Source organism: Planococcus sp. FY231025 (genome assembly GCF_052078085.1).
Taxonomy (GTDB): Bacteria; Bacillota; Bacilli; order Bacillales_A; family Planococcaceae; genus Planococcus.
Map to the genome: position 1 here is coordinate 40,101 of NZ_JBQJJG010000007.1, position 21,150 is coordinate 61,250.

Annotated in this window: 25 protein-coding genes; 10 read left to right on the forward strand and 15 right to left on the reverse strand. The window is 52.4% G+C overall.

From position 1 onward, the window contains the following. Positions 1–138: 138 nt before the first annotated feature. Both ACTL32_RS10050 and ACTL32_RS10055 read right to left on the reverse strand, forming a co-directional pair. Positions 139–444 (reverse strand): hypothetical protein, encoded by a 306-nt coding sequence (locus ACTL32_RS10050; protein ID WP_441341346.1) that lies wholly within the window; start codon positions 442–444, stop codon positions 139–141. A gap of 313 nt (positions 445–757) precedes the next feature. Further along, the gene (locus tag ACTL32_RS10055) at positions 758–1,648 is read right to left on the reverse strand and encodes a CPBP family intramembrane glutamic endopeptidase (RefSeq protein ID WP_441341347.1); all 891 of its coding nucleotides are present in this window, start codon (positions 1,646–1,648) and stop codon (positions 758–760) included. 135 nt (positions 1,649–1,783) lie between these two features. On the opposite strand from ACTL32_RS10055, the gene ACTL32_RS10060 reads away from it, so the two are divergent. Beyond that, positions 1,784–3,655: a penicillin-binding transpeptidase domain-containing protein gene (locus ACTL32_RS10060; protein WP_441341348.1), complete on the forward strand. Its 1,872-nt coding sequence runs from the start codon at positions 1,784–1,786 to the stop codon at positions 3,653–3,655. Between the two features lie 717 nt (positions 3,656–4,372). Here ACTL32_RS10060 and ACTL32_RS10065 read toward each other — a convergent pair. The 4 genes from ACTL32_RS10065 to ACTL32_RS10080 all read right to left on the reverse strand — a co-directional run bounded on the left by ACTL32_RS10065 (position 4,373) and on the right by ACTL32_RS10080 (position 9,007). After that, positions 4,373–4,762, reverse strand: coding sequence for a hypothetical protein (locus ACTL32_RS10065; RefSeq protein ID WP_441341349.1), 390 nt, complete (start codon positions 4,760–4,762; stop codon positions 4,373–4,375). A 16-nt stretch (positions 4,763–4,778) separates the two neighbouring features. Then, positions 4,779–6,173, reverse strand: coding sequence for a sensor histidine kinase (locus tag ACTL32_RS10070; protein ID WP_441341350.1), 1,395 nt, complete (start codon positions 6,171–6,173; stop codon positions 4,779–4,781). Continuing rightward, entirely contained in the window at positions 6,170–6,841 is a 672-nt protein-coding gene (locus ACTL32_RS10075; protein ID WP_441341351.1) for a response regulator transcription factor, read from the reverse strand. Before ACTL32_RS10075 ends, ACTL32_RS10070 begins: the two co-directional genes overlap by 4 nt. Positions 6,842–6,907: 66 nt before the next feature. Continuing rightward, positions 6,908–9,007, reverse strand: coding sequence for an MMPL family transporter (locus ACTL32_RS10080; protein WP_441341352.1), 2,100 nt, complete (start codon positions 9,005–9,007; stop codon positions 6,908–6,910). 498 nt (positions 9,008–9,505) lie between these two features. On the opposite strand from ACTL32_RS10080, the gene ACTL32_RS10085 reads away from it, so the two are divergent. Together ACTL32_RS10085 and ACTL32_RS10090 are read left to right on the forward strand one after the other, a co-directional pair. Then, positions 9,506–10,117, forward strand: a complete 612-nt coding sequence (locus ACTL32_RS10085; protein WP_441341353.1) for a type 1 glutamine amidotransferase family protein — start codon at positions 9,506–9,508, stop codon at positions 10,115–10,117. A 177-nt stretch (positions 10,118–10,294) separates the two neighbouring features. Continuing rightward, positions 10,295–10,678 (forward strand): hypothetical protein, encoded by a 384-nt coding sequence (locus tag ACTL32_RS10090; protein WP_441341354.1) that lies wholly within the window; start codon positions 10,295–10,297, stop codon positions 10,676–10,678. A gap of 48 nt (positions 10,679–10,726) precedes the next feature. On the opposite strand, the gene ACTL32_RS10095 is transcribed toward ACTL32_RS10090, so the two are convergent. The 7 genes from ACTL32_RS10095 to ACTL32_RS10125 form a co-directional block, all read right to left on the reverse strand. Beyond that, on the reverse strand, positions 10,727–11,092 hold the full coding sequence (locus tag ACTL32_RS10095) for a PH domain-containing protein (RefSeq protein WP_441341355.1): 366 nt from the start codon (positions 11,090–11,092) through the stop codon (positions 10,727–10,729). A 319-nt stretch (positions 11,093–11,411) separates the two neighbouring features. Beyond that, a complete protein-coding gene (locus ACTL32_RS10100; RefSeq protein ID WP_204892002.1) occupies positions 11,412–11,630 on the reverse strand; it encodes a helix-turn-helix domain-containing protein in 219 nt (72 codons plus the stop codon). A gap of 9 nt (positions 11,631–11,639) precedes the next feature. After that, positions 11,640–12,125, reverse strand: a complete 486-nt coding sequence (locus tag ACTL32_RS10105; RefSeq protein WP_441341356.1) for a DUF2975 domain-containing protein — start codon at positions 12,123–12,125, stop codon at positions 11,640–11,642. A 170-nt stretch (positions 12,126–12,295) separates the two neighbouring features. Further along, a complete protein-coding gene (locus ACTL32_RS10110) occupies positions 12,296–12,586 on the reverse strand; it encodes a hypothetical protein (protein WP_441341357.1) in 291 nt (96 codons plus the stop codon). A 24-nt stretch (positions 12,587–12,610) separates the two neighbouring features. Then, entirely contained in the window at positions 12,611–13,192 is a 582-nt protein-coding gene (locus ACTL32_RS10115; protein ID WP_441341358.1) for a hypothetical protein, read from the reverse strand. Positions 13,193–13,237: 45 nt separating this feature from the next. Beyond that, on the reverse strand, positions 13,238–13,519 hold the full coding sequence (locus ACTL32_RS10120; protein ID WP_441341359.1) for a hypothetical protein: 282 nt from the start codon (positions 13,517–13,519) through the stop codon (positions 13,238–13,240). A gap of 21 nt (positions 13,520–13,540) precedes the next feature. After that, positions 13,541–13,705 carry a hypothetical protein gene (locus ACTL32_RS10125; RefSeq protein WP_204891992.1) on the reverse strand — a complete coding sequence of 55 codons (165 nt, stop codon included), beginning with the start codon at positions 13,703–13,705 and terminating at the stop codon, positions 13,541–13,543. 668 nt (positions 13,706–14,373) lie between these two features. On the opposite strand from ACTL32_RS10125, the gene ACTL32_RS10130 reads away from it, so the two are divergent. The 3 genes from ACTL32_RS10130 to ACTL32_RS10140 all read left to right on the forward strand — a co-directional run bounded on the left by ACTL32_RS10130 (position 14,374) and on the right by ACTL32_RS10140 (position 16,946). Further along, complete coding sequence (locus tag ACTL32_RS10130; protein WP_441341360.1) at positions 14,374–15,123, forward strand: DUF4386 domain-containing protein; 750 nt, start codon at positions 14,374–14,376, stop codon at positions 15,121–15,123. Next, a complete protein-coding gene (locus tag ACTL32_RS10135) occupies positions 15,120–16,088 on the forward strand; it encodes an NAD(P)-dependent alcohol dehydrogenase (RefSeq protein ID WP_441341361.1) in 969 nt (322 codons plus the stop codon). The genes ACTL32_RS10130 and ACTL32_RS10135 overlap by 4 nt, the downstream gene beginning before the upstream one ends. 243 nt (positions 16,089–16,331) lie before the next feature. Continuing rightward, positions 16,332–16,946, forward strand: a complete 615-nt coding sequence (locus tag ACTL32_RS10140) for a YczE/YyaS/YitT family protein (protein ID WP_441341656.1) — start codon at positions 16,332–16,334, stop codon at positions 16,944–16,946. A gap of 134 nt (positions 16,947–17,080) precedes the next feature. On the opposite strand, the gene ACTL32_RS10145 is transcribed toward ACTL32_RS10140, so the two are convergent. Further along, positions 17,081–17,422, reverse strand: a complete 342-nt coding sequence (locus ACTL32_RS10145) for a hypothetical protein (protein WP_441341362.1) — start codon at positions 17,420–17,422, stop codon at positions 17,081–17,083. A gap of 402 nt (positions 17,423–17,824) precedes the next feature. Between ACTL32_RS10145 and ACTL32_RS10150 the strand changes: the two genes are divergently transcribed. The 3 genes from ACTL32_RS10150 (at position 17,825) to ACTL32_RS10160 (ending at position 18,635) form a co-directional block, all read left to right on the forward strand. After that, positions 17,825–18,094, forward strand: a complete 270-nt coding sequence (locus ACTL32_RS10150) for a hypothetical protein (protein WP_441341363.1) — start codon at positions 17,825–17,827, stop codon at positions 18,092–18,094. Between the two features lie 186 nt (positions 18,095–18,280). Next, positions 18,281–18,442, forward strand: coding sequence for a hypothetical protein (locus ACTL32_RS10155; RefSeq protein WP_441341364.1), 162 nt, complete (start codon positions 18,281–18,283; stop codon positions 18,440–18,442). Next, positions 18,429–18,635: a hypothetical protein gene (locus ACTL32_RS10160; RefSeq protein WP_441341365.1), complete on the forward strand. Its 207-nt coding sequence runs from the start codon at positions 18,429–18,431 to the stop codon at positions 18,633–18,635. Before ACTL32_RS10155 ends, ACTL32_RS10160 begins: the two co-directional genes overlap by 14 nt. A gap of 176 nt (positions 18,636–18,811) precedes the next feature. Here the strand turns inward: ACTL32_RS10160 and ACTL32_RS10165 are convergent, their stop codons facing one another. Next, positions 18,812–19,909 carry an ABC transporter ATP-binding protein gene (locus ACTL32_RS10165; protein ID WP_441341366.1) on the reverse strand — a complete coding sequence of 366 codons (1,098 nt, stop codon included), beginning with the start codon at positions 19,907–19,909 and terminating at the stop codon, positions 18,812–18,814. A gap of 348 nt (positions 19,910–20,257) precedes the next feature. Here ACTL32_RS10165 and ACTL32_RS10170 point away from each other — a divergent pair, with 348 nt between their 5' ends. After that, complete coding sequence (locus ACTL32_RS10170) at positions 20,258–21,139, forward strand: PucR family transcriptional regulator (RefSeq protein WP_441341367.1); 882 nt, start codon at positions 20,258–20,260, stop codon at positions 21,137–21,139. Positions 21,140–21,150: the final 11 nt, after the last annotated feature.

The window sequence follows — 21,150 nt, forward strand, 5'->3', positions numbered from 1 at the left end:
CCGCCTCCATTCCCATCAGCCTATAAAGTATTATGAAAAAGGGCAAAGGAGAAAAAGTAGTGCTTTTTCTCCTTTGCCCTTCAAATATGTTTTTTTGTCAGTTCGCTATTAAAAGAAGAGCTATTATTTATTCACTGTTTAAATTCCCGGAACGCCGAGGAGGTTGCCGAGTATGAAGCCTGCGGCAAGCAGGCCCAAAGCAATCGCCAAAAATGCAAGCAGCGGGCGCTCATGTTCTTTGCGCACCGCAAGGAACGCAAGCACGGCACCGACAATTGCAGCCGCCATGCCGATCAGGCCGAAGACTGTGATCAACCCTTCTGAGCGGATCACATCGTTCACTTCAGCCAAAAGGTAAAGGGCGATGAAAATGAGCAAGCCCAATGCGGCGAGCGCTGTACCTGTCTGGCCGCGTTTCGTTGGGGGAAACAGATGGACCTTCATGTTCTGCACCTCCAGAGGAATTCAATTGAATCTAAATTAATAACAAGTGGAGTTAACCATTTTCAGTGAGCTAACCTAGCGCCGGCGCGTCACCGGGCTCATTGTGAAAGCCAAATAGGTGCACAAAAGTTTTTGGACACCTCTTTTGCGACGAGCTTGCGCAGGAGCAATGCCCTTCCTGTTTCGAAGCTAGCGTAGTGATGCAGAAACAATTTTCTTTGCTTTTCCCAAAGCCCCAAAGCGGTGTAAAAAATTCGCTTCTTTAAATAACTTGTTTAGAAAGCCGCTCTACTACCTGCTTCATACTGCGTTTTTATTCAAGAGATCCCGGACGGCTTTCCGGCGGATCGTGCGGGCGTTCGTCGATCTTTTGATCGCCGCTGCCTTTGAACACATCGAACAGGTCGTTCGGCGGCTCTTCAAGATCCTTGGCGAGCCGCAAGATGATGGCAAGCAGCAGCGCCAGCGTGGCGACAAGGACGATAAAGTTCGGCCATGCTTTGGTATACAGGTCGTTGACGCTTGTCACCGTCAGCCATTCCGGAAAATCGGGATTGGTGAACAGCAATGCGACCACAATCATATTATTAAAGATATGAAGAAGGATCGGGATAAGCAAATTGCGTGTCTTCAAGTAGAGGAACGACGCCAGCACCGCAAACATGAACGAACCGAAAAATCCGATGTGGAAGATGCCGAACAGGAAGCTCGACATGCCGACACCGCTCCACATGCCGAAGCGGGCTACGAGCTGGGTCAGGATCAATCCACGGAAAACGAATTCCTCGGCGATCGGGCCGATGATGCCGATGATGAGGGAAAGCGAGACGAGGTACCAGACTTCTTCCGGGAGCGGCGCAGTCTGGAAAAAAAAGCCGACCGCAGGCGGCGTCACGGTATGAAGCGCCCGCAGCATAAGCCAGAACACGCTCAGGGAAAAGGCCATCAGCACCGGCGTCAGCCCGAGAAGCGGAAGGATCCAGCGAGCTGAACCGCGGAGGAACACCACCTGGTTCACCCGGATGCCCTGTTTTTTGAAGTGATAGCCGAAAAACGCAACCGGGACGACAACGTAGAACACGAGCTGCATCGCGATATCGATGAGAAGGGGATTGCCGGTGGTCTGGAGCAGGATGAACGCCGCCATGATCAACGCGGCGAGCATCCAGCCGAACAAGTGGAAGAACTTGATTTCATGGAACATCCGCTGCACCGCCTTTCGAGGGAATCCGTGGCAAGGGGGGCAGGAAAAAGATTCGCGCTGTATCTCTATAATAACCTAAAACCAACTATCTAACTATTCAGAAAAAGGTTAAAATGGTAAAAAGGAGGCCGTGCCATGAAGAAAAATGCGATTGCCCTCATTCTGCTCCTATTTGTCCTTTTGCTGGCAGCGTGCCAGGACGACCCGCCGCAGCCTGAAGCGACGGAAGAACCGAAACCGCAACCCGTGCAAGTATCAGAAGACCAGACGGCGGCCGAAGCGCGCCTCGTTGAATACATAGCGCTTTGGACGGAAGGCGACTTCCAGAACATGTACGCCAATTATTTGAACGAAGGCACAAAAGGCGCATTCGGCGAAGCGGTGTTCATCGATTGGCAGCGGCAGCTCCGTGAAGAGCTGAACATCCAAAACGTGAAAGTGGTCCACACGCCGGCCGAAAACGCCGAATGGAATAAAGACCAGCCGGCCGACTTCGATTTGGCGATTGCCATGGAAACCGGCGGCGGTCCGGTCGAATTCAACAAAACGATGAGCCTGCTTTATGAAAATGAAGACTGGTTTGTCGAATGGGATCCGTCGTTTATTGTGCCGGGGCTTGAAGAAGGCGACAAAGTCTCGAGTTCGAAGGCGCTGCCGCCGCGCGGCGAGATTATCGACCGGCAGAAAAAGCCGCTCGCGTTCAATGCTACGGGCTACGAAGTCGGCGTCATTCCGGAAAAATTCGACCGCAAGAACCGAACCAATGACCTCGCGATTCTCCTCGGCATGACGCCGGAAGCGATCAACGAGAAACTGGACCAGAGCTGGGTGCAGCCGCATCATTACGTGCCGCTCGCCCATATCAAGGAGGACCAGGTCGTGCTCGACAAACTGTTTGCGATGACCGGCACGGTGCGTGAAGAAAAGACCATGCGCAGCTATCCGTTCGGCGGGCCGCTGTCGCACATCACCGGCTTTATCGGGCCGATTACTGCCGAGCAATTGTCAGCGCTCCCGGGCTATCAGCGGGACGATGTCATCGGCCGCCGCGGGCTCGAGGAGCTCTATGAAGAACGGCTCCGCGGCACCGCGGGCGGACGCATCGTCATCCAGAAAGCGAACGGAGGCGGCACCGTCACTGCAGCCGAACGCGAACCCGCACAAGGCGAAGCCGTCCATCTCAGCATCGACGCCGGCCTGCAGAAGCGGCTCTACACCGCGATGGGCGGAAAGCCCGGCGCCGCAGCTGCCGTTGACCCGAAAACCGGCGAAGTGTTCGCGCTCGTCTCTTCGCCCGGCTACAACCCGAACGACTTTATTCCGAACATCACCGCGAGCCGCTACCAAAAGCTCGCGTCCGATCCGCGGCTCGTGTTCTTCAACCGCTTCGCCGCGGCCTACACACCGGGCGCCGCACTCAATCCGATCGTTGCCGCGTCCGGCCTGAAAGCGGAAACCATCAAAGCGGACGCCATCAATAAAACCTTGAACGCGACGCCGCACAACGCCTATGCAGCTGCGATCAAAGCGCAAGGGCTCGATGCCTTCAAGGCGAATCTTGCAGCGTTCGGCTTCGGCGAACCGCTGCCGTTCGCAATCGAGCTCACGCCATCGCAGCTGTCCGTTGACGGCGTACCGGGTTCCGCCGGGCAAGTACAGGCGAACATTCTCCATCTGGCATCGGCCTATACCGCGTTTTTAAACGAAGGTACCATCTATGAGCCTGCGCTCCTGTTCGGCCAAGAACCGAAAGTCTGGAAAGAAGGGCTCGTAACCAAAGAAGGAGCCGAATCCATGCAAGCGGCGCTGAAAACCGCGCTTGCCAAAACAAAACTCGGCCCCGCGGGAATCGCCGGAACCCTCTCGACTGTCAAAGCGAGCGGCAAGGAAAACGGCGTCTTCGTCGGCTATGACACCGGGAATCCGGCATACGTCATCGCCTTGATTGTTGAAAGTGCCAGTAAAAAGGAGCTGGAAGCAGCAGCCCTTTCGGCGTTCAATAAATGATGAAAATTCAAAGGCATCCGCAGCGGCGGATGCCTTTGGCTTTTTCGGAGGAGAAGAGGAATTCATGTAGAAACCAAAAGAGTTCATGAAGAAATGCGAGGAGTTCATGTAAAAACCGAAAGAGTTTATGTAAGAAGCCGAATAATTCATGTAAAGACACTTTTATAAAGTTGTCCTTAGTGCTTTTCGCCGCGGCGAAAAGCGTCTCTTAGTGTTTAAGGAGGCTGCCGCAGTTGCGGCGGCCTCTTCCATTCAGCTCTTAACCATCGATAAAAAGCTTCGAAACGTAGATAGAGAAGCGAGAAACATAGGTAGAACCGTCAGAAACATCGATAGAAACGCTAGAAACATCGATAGGAAGCGTGCATACCGCCGATAGAAAAAGCTGAAAGCTCCCGACGAGTACGATTCTCCGCCCTTGGTGCTTTTCGCCACGGCGAAAAGCGTCCCCTAGGGTTTGAGGAGGCTGCCGCACATGCGGTGGCCTTTTCCATTCAGTCCTTAAACAATGAAAGAAACTGCGAAACCTTCCTGCGCCCAGAGAGCGGAACCGCTCAGAATCGTATTTTAACCTTTGCCGAGCGTATTTCTCCGATCGCTGTGCGTATTTTAACCCTAGCTGAGCGTATTTTAACCTTCGCTGTGCGTATTTCTGCAACCACCACCAAAAACCAAAAGAAAAGCCCTCCCGGACCACCCGGAAGGACTTCCCACTTTCTATTCTTTCTCTGTCAGGAACGTGATTACCGCAAACAGCAGGAACGCGAGCAGCAAAAGCGTGCCGCCTACGATGAACAACACCATCACAAGCGTGTCGTTCCAGTTGAACGGGTTCAAATTATACAGCCACATGCCGGCGGTGAGGCCGACAGCGCCGACCATCGCGAGCACGCCGTGTACGGCGACCAGTTTCTTGTACTTGATCGTGTAGACCCGGTAGAAAATCCCCCAGGCGAACACCGACAGCCAACCCACCAGCAAGATATGCGCGTGGATCGGGCGCAGGGCGTAATCCATCTGGCCCGCCATGTGCGAACCGAGGTAGGTGCCGAGCAATCCGAAGATTGCCGAAAAGCGGATCAACCGCAAACTCCAAACTTTTTCCATGAACAAAACCTCCAACTTAATTTCGTATTCCATCCGTGAGCGGAAGCGTGATGATGAATTCGCTCCCGTCTCCCGGTTTACTTTTCACGTCAATCTTTCCATGATGCAAGGTGACAACCTGATGCACAATTGACAAGCCGAGCCCGGTGCCGTCCGTGTTTCGGGCGGCGTCGCCACGGTAGAAGCGGTCGAACAGCTGCCCGAGCGCTTCTTCCGAAATCCCGACGCCTGTGTCCTTGAACGACACTTGGACGCTTTCTTCATCTGAACGCAATCCGATCTCGATGCTGCCGCCGGGTTTATTGTATTTGATGGCGTTGGTCAATAAATTCTCCCAGACGTTCTCAAGCAGTTCGGCATCGCCGCGGAAGCGGGTGGGGGCGAGGTGGTAGGACAAGTTGATATCTTCCTCTTCGAGCCGCCAGCGGTATTTCCGGACCGCGCCTTTCAATTGTTCATCGAGTGCAAATTTTTCCGCTTTCATCGGATACGCGCCCTGGTCAAGCGAAGTCAACAGCAGCAATTGCCTCGTCAAACTCGACAGCCGCTTCGCTTCCTGGTCGATGATCGCCGTATAGGCGAGGCGGTCGGCGTCCGGCAGATCATCCGCCTTCAACAGATCCGCATAGCCCTGGATGTTCATGAGCGGCGACTGGAAATCGTGTGAGACGTTGCTGATGAACGATTTTCGGGCGAGGTCGTTATGCTTCAACTGATTCTGCATCAGATTGAAGCTTTCCGACAGCTGGCCGATTTCATCGTTGCGGCGGATGTCGAGCGGATAGCTGAAATTCTCGCGCGCGATGTGTTTCGTCGCTTCGGTCAGCTGGACAATCGGCCGCGTCAATTGGCGCGCCATCCATAGCATACCGACGATGATGACAAGCGCGATCGCGGCGACAAAGCCGATCAGCACAGAATGGATATCGGTGGCCACGAGCTTTGTGTCCGGCCGGATGAACAAGCCGTAGCGCTCGCCGCCCTGCTCGAACGGCACGCCGACCGTGTTGTGCAATTCATTGGTGAAATGGCCGATCATGAAGATGCGGCCGGTGAAATTGTCGAGTCCGGTGTAGATGGCTCCTTCGGTCAGCACGCGCTCCGCTTCTTCCGGGAACGCCGTGTCGTCGAACGGTTCGCCGAAGAACGTCTTGTTGCCGGAACTGTCGACAAGCGCAATTTGATAGCCGAGCTTCGCGACCGCCTCCAGGTAGCCCTTGAATCCGTCCACGGAATACGGCACGACTTCGAGCGTGCCGACGATCTCTTCGGCGATGGCGACGTTCTGTTCGATCGTCTCTTCTTTTGTGACCGCCAGGTAAAAGGCGTTCGCGATGATAAAGCCGATCAGGATGCTGATGATGAGTAGGAACAGCGTAGCGACGGTGAACTGCCGGTACAAGGTCTTCATTTCGGCGCCTCGAGCTTATAGCCGATGCCGCGCAGCGTATGGATCTCGACGTCCGCGCCGTAGCGCTTCAGGCGGTCGCGGATGCGGTTGATGTGCGTGTTCAGCGTCATTTCGCTGCCTTCGTGCTCTTCGCCCCAGACGTATTCCATCACCAGGCCGCGCGGCGTCGCCAAGTTTGCGCGCGACACCAGGAGCGACAGAATCTCGAACTCCTTCAGCGGCAGGATGACGGTTTCATTGCCGATCGCCACTTCAAAGTTCCGGCGGTTGATCGTCAGGTTGCCCGCCTGCAGGTTTTCCGAAACAGACCGCTCCGAGCGCCGCAGCACCACTGCGACCCGGAACAGGAGCTCCTTCGGTTCGAACGGCTTGACCACGTAATCCTCCGTGCCGGACAGGAAGCCCCGTTCCTTGTCTTCAAGCTGGCCTTTCGCGGTCAATAGGATCACCGGGATGCTGAGGTCCCGCGTCAGGATGCGCGTCAGCTCGAAGCCGTCCATGCCGGGCATCATGACGTCGACGATGGCGAGGTCGACGAGCTGGTCCTCGAGCAGCAGCAGCGCGTGCTCCGCGTCGCTCGCCTTGAACACCGTATAGCCTTCCTTGCCGAGGTGGATCGCCACCAATTGCTGGATATAAAGATCGTCGTCCACGACGAGTATTTTCATGCGTTTCACTCCCCATCAAAAGAGAGCCCTGAAAAGCGGCTCCCCGTTATCTTTAGTATGCAGGGTTTACTTGTCTTTTTCAAAAAACAGAATCAACGCAGGCAGCAGCATGCCGCGCACAAGGAACGTATCGATCAGGATCCCGATCGACACCATGAAACCGAAGATGAACAGATCGGCGATCGGCATCGTCGTCAGCGCCGCAAACGTCGCCGCCAGGATGATGCCGGCACTTGATATCACGCCGCCGGTATTGCGGATCGCGATCTCGAGCGCCTCTTTGACCCGAAGCGTTTTGCGCTCTTCGATAAAGCGCGACACCAGGATAATGTTATAGTCGATGCCGAGTGCGACCAGGAAGATGAACGCATACACCGGCACGCGCGTACTGATCGCCTCAAATCCGAACAGCACATCGACCAGGAAGATCCCAAGCCCGAGGGCCGACAAATAGGAGAATAGGATCGTCGCCATCATATAGAACGGCATTTTCCACGAACGCGTCAGCACGAACAAGAGCACGAGGATCAATAAGGTCTCGAGTGCGACGATCTTGTAGATGTCGCTGTTGTTGACGGCGCGTTCATCGACGAGCTTCGGCGTGATGCCGCCGAAATACGCGTCGCCGTCAATGCCGGCAGCCTGTAGCAACTCGCCGCTTTCATTCCGCAAGGCTTCAATAAAATCGAGCGCTTGGGTCGAATACGGGTTGAGCGACAGCGCGATGCTGTATTTCACCGCTTCGCCGTTTTCCGTCTGGCCGGAAGGGCGGGCCGAAGCGATCTCGTCGTATGCGGTCAGCTCTTCTGCAAGTGCAGCCGCCGCTTCTTCGGTGATCGACTCGTCGCTTTCCACAAGCAGCGTGGATGGGGCGATTTCGCCTTTGTCGAATTTCTCTTCGACGATTTCATAGCCGACGCGGGACGGCATATCGTCCGGGAACGACTTCACCGTATCGAATTCGAATTCCAAGTTGATGATGTTGAGTGCCGAAACCAGCAAGAGGACCGCAACGAGCCCGCCAGAGAACAAGGGTTTATTGACGACGAATTTCGCCACCGGCCCCCAGATGCCGTGTTTCATTTCCTTCGCTTCGCCGAACTTCGGCACTTTCGGCCAGAACGCCTTGCGGCCGAATAGCGTGAACAGCGCCGGGATCAGCGTAATCGAAGCAATCATGATGACGAACACTGCGGTGCCGAAGATCGGCGCGAAGTTCGCGTAATCGCGGAAGTCCGCGAAGAACAGCACGAGCATCGCCGCAAGCACCGTGCCGCCGGCGAAGAAGACCGGTTCGCCGGTCGCGCGCATCGCGTATTTCATCGCTTCGTATTTGCTTTCGTAATGGTTCAGCTCCTCGCGGTAGCGCGAGAACACGAACAGCGAATAATCGATGACGGCGGCGAACAGGAGAATGCTCATGATCGACGTCGTCTGGCTCGTCAGTTCAAGCCCGGCTTTGCCCATGAACGCGAGCGTCTGGTTCACGACCTGGTAGACGATGCCCGTCGCGAGCAGTGGAATGATCGCAAGCAGCGGCGAGCGGTAGATGACGATCAACAGCACGAGGATAATCAAAACGGTCGCGATCAATAGCACAAAGTCCGCTTCTTCAAACAGTTTCACGGTATCGCCAGCGATTCCGGCAGGCCCCGTTACATAGAATTCCATGGCGCCGAAATCAGCGGCAATATCTTGGCCAATCTCCGTTGCTTCGTCGTTGATCTCCGAGAAGTCAGCGCTGCCAAGGCCCGCTTCGAGCGCCATCGGGATGATCATCGTCGTCTTGTCTTCGGAATAAAAGCCCTCAAGTGCGGGCGGCGGCAGCTGGCTGATGTCGACGATCGAGTCGATGCCTTCGATCTCCGCAACCGTAATGCCGCCCAGGATTTCCTGTACCGCTTCCAGCGAGACATCGCCTTCCGGGTTATGGAACACAAGGATGCCCGGCGTTCCTTGGTCATTCGGGAAAGCTTCTTTCAACTTTTCGTCTGCGATGATCGACTGGGCGTCATCGGGCAGCGATTGGAAGTTCGCGACTTTATAGTCGTTCAGTGTCGGGCCCATGCTCAGTGCGATCATCCCTGCAAACCAGATGATGAGCGTGATCCACATGCCCCGTTTCGTGGAAACCCAATCTGTGATCGGGTTTAAGAATTTGTTCATGACTGTCACTCCTCTTTCTATCTCTTAACGATTTCCAACCCATCATAGCGGACGAATATAAATTGAATATCAATTTTCGGTGGCAGAGATATGAACAGTAGTGTCAGGGCTTGAGAATTTTAGCTGAATAAAAAATTCGCTCCGGTCGCTTTGGCCAGAGCAAAGACGATTGTTTCTGCATCGCTTCGCTAGCTTCGAAACAGGAAAGGCATTGCTCCTGCACAAGCTCGTCGCAAAGGCGCTGCCGAAAGTGCCTGGCACCACCTTGGCTCCCGCCATGAGCCGAGAAGACCACTCGTCTCATAGCTTCGCCTGGCCCTTGACGCGGCGTCGCTAAGATATCTCTCTACAGTGAGCGAAGCTATTTTATGGATTGTTGAACAACCAGATTCATAAGTTCAACTTCTATAATCGCCTTTTTCAGACAACTTCAAGGTGCTATAATGCTAGGTAACAGGCAAGACAGGGTTTATTCCAACGGAAAAGGAGAGGGATGGGATGGAGCTGAAGGAAGTGTTGTTTGTGCTGCTGGATGAGTATGCGGACTGGGAAGCGGCGTCGCTGGCGTCGGCGCTGAACGAACCGCCGGACCAGGGTGAGCATAAGTACTGCGTGAAGACGGTATCGCTCACGCATGAACCGGTGCGGTCGATCGGCGGTTTCCGGACGGTCCCGGATTACACGGTCGATGAAGTGGGCGACGATTTTGCGGGGCTTGTGCTGATCGGCGGCAATTCGTGGCGCAAGCCCGGGAGCGAAGCGGTCATGGGCCTCGTGCAAAAAGCGCTCGATGGCAATAAAGTCATCGGCGCAATCTGCGATGCCACGGTGTTCCTGGGCGTCAACGGCGTGCTGAATTCTGGGAAGCACACAAGCAATCGGTTGGACGATCTGCAGGAGACGGCAGGGGAGAATTATACAGGCGCAGCCGATTACCTCGAGCAGCAGGCGGTGCGCGAAGGCAATCTCATCACCGCGAACGGCTCGGCATTCCTCGAGTTCGGCCGCGAAGTGATGACCGTCCTCGAATCCGCGCCGCAGCAGGAGATCGATGAATGGTACGAGTTTTTCAAGAACGGCTATTACGAATTTATAGGGAAACAGCAATGATGCGAACCGCAGTCACGGGACTGCGGTTTTTCCTTTTTGTGTTCAGGCCTCGTTGTTGAACGATCATCGGTTAGAGCCGAACGCTCATCGCCTCTGGCAGAATTCCACTTTCCAATCGCCTATTGTATGAATTCCATATTTTGGGTAGTGTATAGGGAAGGGGTGAAGGGGTTGGATATGCTTCCGTGGTTGCTGATCATGATCGGGCTGATGCTGGTTGTCGTATTGTCGAACCGGTTTCTGCCACTTTGGCTGAAGGTGTTGCTTGGCGTTTATTTTATCGTGGTCGCTGCGGTGTTTGTGAACGGACTCAACCGGATCAATGAAAAATACACAACGCCGTTGCCGGATGCGTATTGGGATGAAAACTCGGCTTGGGTATATCTGATTTCTGATCTACTGTTCTTTCCGTTCATCTGCGTGCTGATTTTCATTTACCTCAAATGGGTTATAGAGGTCCGGACAAACTGGGCCAAAGCGCTTGTTCTGGGGAGCACAATCCCGGCCGCGCTGATTGTTTTCTTCTTTTATTTCATGTTCAATTTCGGCTATCAGCCGTAAATTGCCGCTATAAAAAAACGGCCGGACAGCTTGAGCTGCCCGGTCGTTTTACAGAATCGCTTCCGCAATCAGTTTATCGAGTTTGCGGATATCGACTTTTTTATTCAGGTTCAGTTTGAATTTGCCGGCTTTTGTCCAAAGTTCCAGCTCGGTGTTCAGGTCGAACGTGCCGCCGTTTTCCGAAGAGTACATGATGATCGACTTGAACGGAATCGTGTAGACTTCGACTTTCTTGCCGGTCAATCCTTGTTTGTCAGATATGATAATGCGCTTGTTGGTGACCACTGCGGTGTCACGCAACGTTTTATAGGCGATATGCGCTTCTTCGCCGGCAATCAGCAAGTCGTTCACCGATTCCGGTACTTCGATTTCCTGTAAAAATGTCCAAGCCATCATACCATTTAAATCTGCCATTCCAATTCCTCCTTTTCGTGCTTCCTTCAGTATGGCATATATTGGAATAAAGAAGAAGGGGAAGGGCAGACAACTGAACAAAGAGCGTTTCCAGCAGCCCCAGGACTGCGGTTTTTATTTGGAATTAAAAAGGAAATCCGGCCGAGTGATCATAGAACTCTCGAAACCGCTCATAGGGCTTCGAAAACCGCTCATAGGCCATCCGAAACCGCTCATAGAACCTCGAAAACCGCTCATAGAACCCCAAAAACCGCTCATAGAAACAAACCGCCAATAAAAAAAGAAACAGATTGAAAGGAGATGCCGCAAAATCCCCATTTCAATCCGTTTCTTCATCCGCCCGGTACTCCAGAATGTCCCCGGGCTGGCAGTCCAGGGCTTTGCAGATCGCCTCGAGCGTCGAAAACCGCACGGCTTTGGCTTTGCCATTCTTCAGGATGGACAGGTTCGCCATCGTGATGCCGACCCGTTCGGTCAGCTCGGTGACGCTCATTTTCCGTTTGGCCAGCATGACGTCGATGTTGATGATAATTGCCATAGTTTCACCTCAGACCGTTAAGTCGTTTTCCTTTTTTATTTCGATGGCGTTCTTCAGCAGCTTTTGGAGCAGCGCCGCGAACACCGCGATAACGCTGGACGCGAACGCGCCGATCCCTCCAAGTGTGATGATGTGAGTGATGTCGTCATCGATCAAAAGGATCGTCGCCAATTCGCCAAGCACAATAAAGGCGATGATCGCGAGGGCGCAGTACTTGATGACGTTCAGCGCCTTGATCGACCGCTCGGAGAACGCCTCGTTGCGGTCGATATACGTCAGCAGCTTGAAGGTCTGGTACAGCGCAATGAAAAAGGGCACAAAGAAAATATAGGCGGAAATCAAAAATGGATATTGCAGATACGCCGTTTCCGGATGCATCTCCGCATCCTGGGCCGCAATCAGCGGCAGCCCGAAAATGCATATCGCCAGCACGACCAGCCCCATAAACACCAGCACCGCTTTCAAAAACAGCGTCGAAACTTTTTTCCGGCTCATGACCCACACTCCGTTCGGTTGTTGTTAAAGAGAATATACCATGTTATTTATTGATAATCAATAAATATAAATTGTTTATTAATATATTCGCTCGGAACTCAAAAAAAAATAGCCCCGCCTTTCCATTGCGGAAGGCAGAGCCATATTTCAATAAAACCTATCAATTTCCGTTACATCGGATCCAACTCTTTCACCTCATCCAATTGCCGCCGGACATTCACGGCGATCCACGAAAGGAGGAGCGCGGCCAATGGGAAGAAAATATTCCACGAGGTAAAACTGACGCCTGAACCCGGGTAATAGGAAAGCATGTACCACGCTTCATACGCCATGTTCAGCAGCAAGGCCACTAGCGGCCCCACGAAAAATTTTTTCGCTAGCACCGCGGCAACGGCACCTGCCCCGATTACAACCGCCGGAACAATCAGCAGCTGCATTACAAACGGATCGATTGCATCCATAAATCAAGCTCCTCTTCATTAAAATCAAATCCCCTGAATCGCCCCGGCGAGCCCGTCCTTATCCAGGAACTCGATCTTCCCGATCTTCCCGTCTTCCGGAACCATCGCCTTGCCCTCGAACGTGAACGGCTCGTCTTCGTGCATCACGTTAAAAGTGAACGTGTAGAGCGTCGGCTCCTGGTCGTTCTGCACGATGTCGATATCAGATGTGCTCAACTCATAGTCCCCTTCGAACAGGGAATAGTAAAAAGCACCGGACCGGACGAAATCATCAAAGCCGTTCTCCGTGAAGTAGGAAGCGTAAGTCTCTTCCGTATAGTCCTCGAGCGCCTGGTGTTCAGGCCCGGCTGTGATTGCGTCGTATTCTTCCTGGCTCATGTCGTCCTGCTGCATCGCCATCGCGGTTTCCCACAGCTCCCGGTATTTCTCGTCCGGTCCGTTGAACTCCTTCTCGATGACCGCCGTGATCGCTTCTACATTTTTATCGGCCGCCTCGTCCGTTTCCGCTGTGCTTTGCCCCGAGCAGCCCGCCATCATGAGACTGGCCAGCAAGAATACGCCGAGCAGCATCCTTGCCGACAACCGTTTCCTATATAAAGAATGCATGTCCATCCCTCCCTATAAATTCAACCCTCTATGCGAATAAACCCTCTACCGGTGCAGCGCATGCTGCGCCAAATGCAGGTCTTCCTTTTTAACGTAGAAATCATACTGCGTCGTGTCGATTTCCGCGTTCCGAACAAACGGCATGACATTCCGCCCGGTGTCTCCGAACGCCATGTCCATGATGCTGACGTTCGACTTCCGCACGACGTCATACGGCACCCCGCCGGCACTGAGTTTCGACGCGGCATCGTAATACTGCGGGTTGCCGAACACCGAGTGGGCCAAGCATTTCTTCTCCATGAACAAAAACCGGATCAACCCCATCACCGCTGCACCCCTTTCCCGAATCTACCTCCGCCGAAGCTCCTCGGCGATTTCCTTCAACAGCGCGTTCCGTTCTTTCCCTTGCTTCAAGAACGCCAGCACGATGAAAATCCCGAATCCGACCAGGATCAAGTAAAACAGAATCGATACAATCGGCAGCAAAAAGAAAAGATCGCCCATCGCATTCATCCCAAAACCCCCTTTATAGGATATACGGAACAAAGAAGAAAGCGTTTCATCATTAATAGAAAAATCTGTAAAAATAAATTCACGTATACTACCGGAATTGAGTGGGTGCCAGGCACCCAAAGTTAAAAGAGCGGCAAGGTATTAGGATTGATTAATCGGACTGAAAGGTATAGGATGAGTTCGTGAGAAGTCTGAATATTCTATTAATTAAATTCGCCAAAGTGTCATTTGAACACCCATAATAGTTTCTTCACCTTCCGAACCGGCAACGCAAAGCCTAGGCCATACCGAGGACACTAATTGGATTGATACATACAGCCTCCAAAGAAAGGGGCGGAATCTTCAGTGAGGCTGCACTGGATTCAGCAACACCCACGATACTCGGAGCGGAAGGCGGACAAGACATTTCGAAGAGCAGGCGAGATGCGTCCAACGGGCAAACACGGAGATGATGCGGCAACGGCATCAGTCTGCAGAAAAATAGCAGCAATGAGCTTTTCGTAGCGACATTCCGCAGGCGCGATGGCCGCGGCACTCCATAGCGAAAGGTTTTTTGCGTTGAAGCCGGTGCAGCGGAGATTTCATGCGCCGAAACTCGCGGTGAGAACCGGAAAACCGGGATTTCACTGCGAAGTGTTTATGCAAGAAATGAATTGGAGAGGTTAAAAATGAACAATGAGATGGCCGAAAAAGCACCAATGTTTTATGCCAGGGTCGTCGGAATCGGGTTATTGCTCATGGCAGCGATTGCCGTCTATGCGAATTTCTTTGTGATTGAACGATTGATCATACCGGGCGATGGAGCGGCGACAGCTGCTAACATCACCGCGAACGAATGGCAGTTCCGGTCCGCCATTGCGAGCTTAGCCATCGTGCTTGTGCTGGATGTCGTCGTGTCGTGGGCGCTTTATGTTTTATTGAAACAAGTCAACCGGAACCTCGCGCTGCTTATGGCATTGTTCCGGTTGATCTATACCGCAATTTTTGCAGCTGCCGTCTTTAATTTCCTGAGCGTTTTGCAGCTGCTTCGGGACGCGGCGTTTACCGCTTTGGAGACAGCCCAGCAACAGGCACAGGTCATGCTGCTGACCGGGGCCTTTGACAACGGCTGGACCGTGGGCCTTATATTTTTCGGCGTCCACCTGCTGCTCGTCGGCTACCTGGTCTTCAAAGCCGGATTCATGCCGAGCATACTGGGCATCCTATTAATACTCGCGGGTTTGGGCTATTTGGTCGACAACTTCGCCAAAATGATCCTGACCAATTACGCCGATTTCGAAACTATGTTCATCTTGATCGTCGCCATACCCGGCGCTGTCGGGGAGTTGGCGCTGGCAGTCTGGCTATTGGCAAGAGGCAAGAAAATCCCGGCAATCAAACCGTTGAAGCCGCGTGTTGAAGGGGGCGTTCCGTTATGAAAGCGGGCCTCCACAAAACATACGGCCTGCCGGAAGTCATGGAAATGAGGGAAGTGGCAAAACCGGTTCCGAAAGACGGCGAAGTGCTGGTCAAAGTGCATGCCACAACAGCAACGTCCGGCGACTGCAAAGTGAGGCGGGCCGAGCCGTTTGCGGTAAGGTTTTTCTTCGGGCTCCGGAAACCGAAAATCGGGATCCTCGGTTCCGAGTTTTCCGGGGAAGTGGAAGAGGCCGGAAAGGGCGTTACGCTTTTTAAAAAAGGAGATCTTGTATTCGGCGGAACCGGCATCGGCCTTGGCGCCAATGCCGAATTCGTCAACCTGAAAGAAGGGGGTGCCCTTGCCGGGATCCCGGACAATATGTCATTCGAAGAAGCCGCTTCGGTTCCTTTCGGGGCGGCGACGTCGCTATTCTTTCTGAGGGACAAGGGGCATATCCAAAGAGGGCAAAAAGTGCTCATTTACGGCGCTTCCGGTGCACTGGGCACCTATGCCGTGCAGCTGGCCAAACACTTCGGAACAGAAGTTGACGCCGTGTGCAGCACAAAGAATGTGGAACTGGTGAAGTCGCTCGGCGCCGACCGGGTGATCGATTACACGCAGGAGGATTTCACGAAAAACGGCGAAACCTACGATATCATTTTTGATACGGTAGGCAAGACTTCGTTTTCAAAGTGCAAAAACTCCCTCAAGGAAAACGGGGTCTTCCTGACAACCGTGGCAGGGCTGCCGCAATTCGCACGCATGACGGCAAATCCCATAAGCGGCGGCAAGAAATTGATTGGCGGCATGGCGCCGATGCGCAAGGAAGATCTGCTGTTCCTGAAAGAGCTGATCGAGGCCGGGGAAATCAGGTCGGTGATCGATCGAAGCTATCCGCTGGATCAATTGGCTGCAGCCCACCGCTACGTGGAGACCGGGCACAAGCGCGGAAGCGTCGTGATTACGGTGGCACCGGCAGGTTGAATCCGAAAAGAAGCACAGCTGCTATTTCTCAGCAGCTGTGCTTTTCAGTTTGTCCGGGTGCTAGAGGAACGGCCGACCATCGATGGAAAGGGGGACTAAAGGCAAACGGCTGGAATTTCCCTCTATTGTTTCAATAAAACCTTCATCCTCGATATAGTTGTTGCAAACCCAGATAAAACCGGTGTATAGTGAATCTATTATTTTATTGCAATTGCAACAAAAAGAATGGGGAAGTTGATGCCAATGAAATACCTGTTTTACGTCATCGGAATTTTACTATTAACCATGGGCATCGCTTTGACGATCCAGTCCGATTTTGGGACCTCGCCTTTTGATGCAGTATTAGTCGGCTTGGCGGAGAATATCGGGCTGACGGTTGGAAGCTGGGAGGTTCTGCTGGCCTTTCTGATGATCGGCTGCAATGCCATTTTGAAAAGACAAAAGCCGGAAGTGCTTGGATTGGCAACGGCCCTCATCACGGGCGCCGGAATCGATTTGTGGCTTTTTCTAGGACAAGGATGGACACCTGAACTTTGGTACAGCCAAGCAGTTTGCTTTGCGGCCGGACTGATGCTGATCGGCGCAGGGACCGCCACCTATTTGTACACGAATTTCGCACCGATTCCAGTGGACCGGTTGACTCTGATTCTGCAGGAATTGTTCGGAATCACCATTCTTCTGTCAAGAACGCTCATCTACGCAGCTTTTTTGATCATTGCCCTGCTCGTGGACGGGCCGATCGGCATCGGAACCTTATTGACAGTCTGTCTGGGCGGCCCGATCCTCCATTTCTTCATGCATCCGATCGGCAAAGCGCTTGACCCTATTTTAATGCCAGCCAAAACGGAGTCACGGTAAAGCAGACAGGAAATCCAGATTCACTTTACAAGAGACAGGGAATTGCCGCCAGATGCGGCCTGCTAAAAAAATAAAAGCAAAAGAAACCCATTCCGCAGCCAAAGGGCAGTGGAATGGGTTTCTTGCATTTGCCTTTACGCAATCGACTCTTCTTCCGGCACACCGAGCCGGTCGGTCAGTGTCTGGTAAATCTCCTTGAAATACTTGTCGTCGTACCACATCTCCTTGTACGCCGCGGAGCGAATGAGCGCTTTCTCGTCCGCTTTCACCACTTCGATCTGGACCGTATCGCTGCTGCCAGTCTCGTCGATTTCGTGTTGCACCTCTGCCATGAACAGCGCCGCGTTTTTCGGCTCGAACTGCCGGAACGTGCTGATGACCTCATTGAACACTTCCATCGTATTTTCTTCGCTCCTGAACAGCCAGAAGTAATCCTTTTTCTCACGTGACAAATGCAGATTCAATTGATAATACATCGTATTCCTCCTTGGGAATGAAGCCGTTTGTTTTAGTTCTGAAGGTCTATACCCCTTTTGGCATATTTTAAAGAGTGCCGCGCTGCTATTTTTTCGGCTTCCTTGCTATCGGGCTGTACTTGATTCGAATCACGGAACCCGTAGGACATTGTTCTACATAAGGTTTTTCGAAAAGAATGGGCTCGCTTGTCCAAAAGTCCTAATAAAAATAAAAGAAATCTTAATTACTAGAATATTGAGAAAACAACTTTACAATTATAAGGGTGTAAGTTAGGCTTTTGTTATGTGTAATGAATCATTGACGATATTTTTTTGTTGAAAACAAAATATATCGTTAATAATTTAAAAAATTCCCGATAAATAGGATTCGGTATTTCATTTTATCGATTTAAGGGGGCCGGATTGCTAGGGTTGCTTTTATTAGGAAGTAAAGTGGTATTCCAAAAAAATACCGTTCATACAGGTTCAGGCAAGAAGGATCCAATAAATTTAAAGAGAGAAATTCAGTACATGCCTTGTACCCACAAAAGCAAAAAGAAGGAACGCCGGCAGCCGCCATGGGAAAAGTTCACCTGGCAGATGATTGAAAGGGGAGTTGGAAGGAATGCAAGCAGAGGCAAAGAAGCCAGCGAAGATGGTGCACGTGAACAAGCGGCGCCTGCAATCATATAGTGAGTTCATTCAAGGTTATAAAGTGTATAAACAAGAGAAAAAAAGCTCGTCAACATCGCACCAAAAGCATTGATTCACAGAACGCCTTCACCATATGAATGGAAAGCACTGGCTGGGTGAACAAGATGGCCAGGAAATCCGAGATTCCTCACAAAAGAAGCAGATGCTAAAAAAGGGAGATGCCTCATGGAAAAACTTTCAACTACGGAAGCTATAGCACCAAAAGATACATTCAATTGGCAGATGGACGAATACGAAGATTACATTGCCGGCTACAAACTGTATAAGAAATTGAAAGAGAAGTGGGATGTCATTGGGAAAGGGGAGACCTCGGATGTCTACCATTGATCCATTGTCTAATTTCCGTGATGACGAAGTCTATACGATGCTTTATCTTTACTACAGCAAAGGCACTTCCTTGGAAGCGTTGGAGCACCGGTTTTCAGTCGGAAAAGATGTGCTTTTAGGTTTTGTTGAAGGGCGCTACCGGAGAGAATGCTACGAGAATTACAAAGCCGTCGAGAAGCTGTTCCAGGACTGAGGCAGAACCGGTAAGGCTGCCGCCTACAGGAGCGCCGTCCGTCGGCTAGGTTTCGAAGTGTAGCGCCATCGAAGGACCGGGTGGATTTCGGCGCGAGCCCGCGGAAAGCGTCCGTCTGAAGCGAAAGAGCCACATAGAAAAACCGGCCAAAGTTACCGGCCGGTTTTTTTGATTGATTATTTAATCCGCAACTGCGTATCAATGTCGAAGAAATGCGCTTTGTTCATATCGAACGCCATGTCGATGGTCTGGCCGGCTTGTACATTGAAGCGGGCGTCGACACGGGCGATAAAGTCCTGGTCATTCACTTTTGAGTACAGGACGATTTCTGATCCCATCAATTCCGAAACTTCCACATATGCGACAATCTTCGTCTGCGGCGAATGCTGCAGGAACAGCGGCTCGTCGTGAATGTCCTCCGGGCGGATGCCGAGGATGATATCCTTGCCGACATATCCTTGGTCGCGCAGGATCGAAAGTTTTCCTTCCGGCACGAGCACTTTCACGCCTTCCATGACGAACGAATCGCCGACGATTTTGCCGTGCAGGAAATTCATGGACGGTGAACCGATAAAGCCGCCGACGAACATATTGTCCGGCAGGTCGTACACTTCTTTCGGCGATCCGACCTGCTGGATAAAGCCGTCTTTCATGACCACGAGGCGTGTCGCCATCGTCATCGCTTCCGTCTGGTCGTGAGTTACATAAACAGTGGTCGTCTGCAGGCGGCGGTGAAGCTTCTGGATCTCGGCACGCATCTGCACGCGCAGTTTGGCGTCCAGGTTGGACAGAGGCTCATCCATCAGGAACACTTCAGCATCGCGGACGATGGCGCGCCCGAGAGCCACACGCTGGCGCTGACCGCCTGACAGGGCTTTCGGTTTGCGGTCCAGGTAATCCCCGAGGCCAAGGATATCAGAAGCGTTGTTCACGCGCGTCTTGATTTCCTCTTTTTTCATTTTGCGGAGCTTCAAGCTGAACGCCATGTTGTCGTAGACGCTCATGTGCGGATACAGGGCGTAGTTCTGGAACACCATCGCGATGTCCCGGTCTTTCGGCGACACGTCATTGACGCGTTTTTCGCCGATGTAGAGGTCGCCTTCGGTGATGTCTTCAAGCCCGGCGATCATGCGGAGCGTTGTGGACTTCCCGCAGCCGGAAGGGCCGACGAGTACAAGGAACTCCTTGTCGCGGATCTCCAAGTTGAAATCCTGTACGGATACGACGCCTTTTTCGTATTCTTTTCTGATGTTCACTAAATTCAACCCTGCCATCTGAATCCCTCCATTGTATGTAGACTTCTTTATCTGCTAACAGCATACCGTCCCGTGGATTTTTTCGAAATGGCAAGAGTGCACAAAATTACGGTGCGTCTTCGTGCACATTTGCCATTCCGGACTGGATCGCTGAAGCACGGCCACAGGCAGCTGGTCATTCCTATTTAGGAAAATCCGACAAACCTAAGCTGCATGACCAACCACGCCTGCTTTAATTTGAGCGGGAATTTGGAGCGAACAATCCTAAACCATGAACTAGCGATAGACATTCTGTTATATAATGGCTCTTAAGTGATTGTCTCTGACAGCATGGCAGTGAATCCCTCTGAAGAAAAGAGTGTTAGTATGATCCCTAACCTGAAAAAAATCTATCCTTCATTAATCGTTTACGAAGAAGGCATCCATGAATTCGACCCCGGCTTCAAATGGTTCGTCACCCGAGACAACGAAATCATCGGCATTGAAGAAAGCCAATTGGCCTCGAAGGACCTCGCGCTATTGGCTGCGTTCATGGCTCCTTACCGTACCGATGTTCCAGCCTTGACGGCCGAAGAGCAGAAGTGGCGAAAAGCGGTCGATGCGGAAGGCACCGATGCAGCGGGCATGGAGACAATCGGATCCTACCGCTTCGTCTATTTCTCGATCAAGGAAAATCAGAGCAGCCCGGAAGCCTTTAAAGAAGCCATCCATGATCTGTTCCCTGGGAGCGTCCCAATCCTTTGGGAGAACGGCCATGAAGGCATCCTGATCGAATACGCGGATCTCGGGAATGACAACATCCGCTACGAAGAAATCATCGACATCCTGATGAGTGATTTGTATTTGAAAATCAAATTCCTCGTCGGCCCGTTCCGGGAAAGTGCGGCAGGGGCAAGCCGCTACCATGCGTTCATGCTGGACGCGGCGCGTTCCACTTTCGCTTCATCGGACAAGGCCGTTGCGCATTTCAGCGACGCCGTGCCGTACTTGTTGGTGGGTGAGGGAAGCCCAGACCGCTATCAGCACATCCGGGAAATGGTCCTGCAGAATTACGCGGACGACGAGGAAACCTTGCGGATGATCGAAGTGTTCACGAAGTACAACCTGAACGTCTCTGAAACCGCGAAAGCGCTCCACCTTCACCGCAACAGCCTTCAATACCGGCTGGATCGCTTCACCGAAAATACGGGAATCGACATCCGGAAATTCCATCACGCGATGGCGGTCTACCTGGCGCTGCTCGTCTAACCGCAAGAACC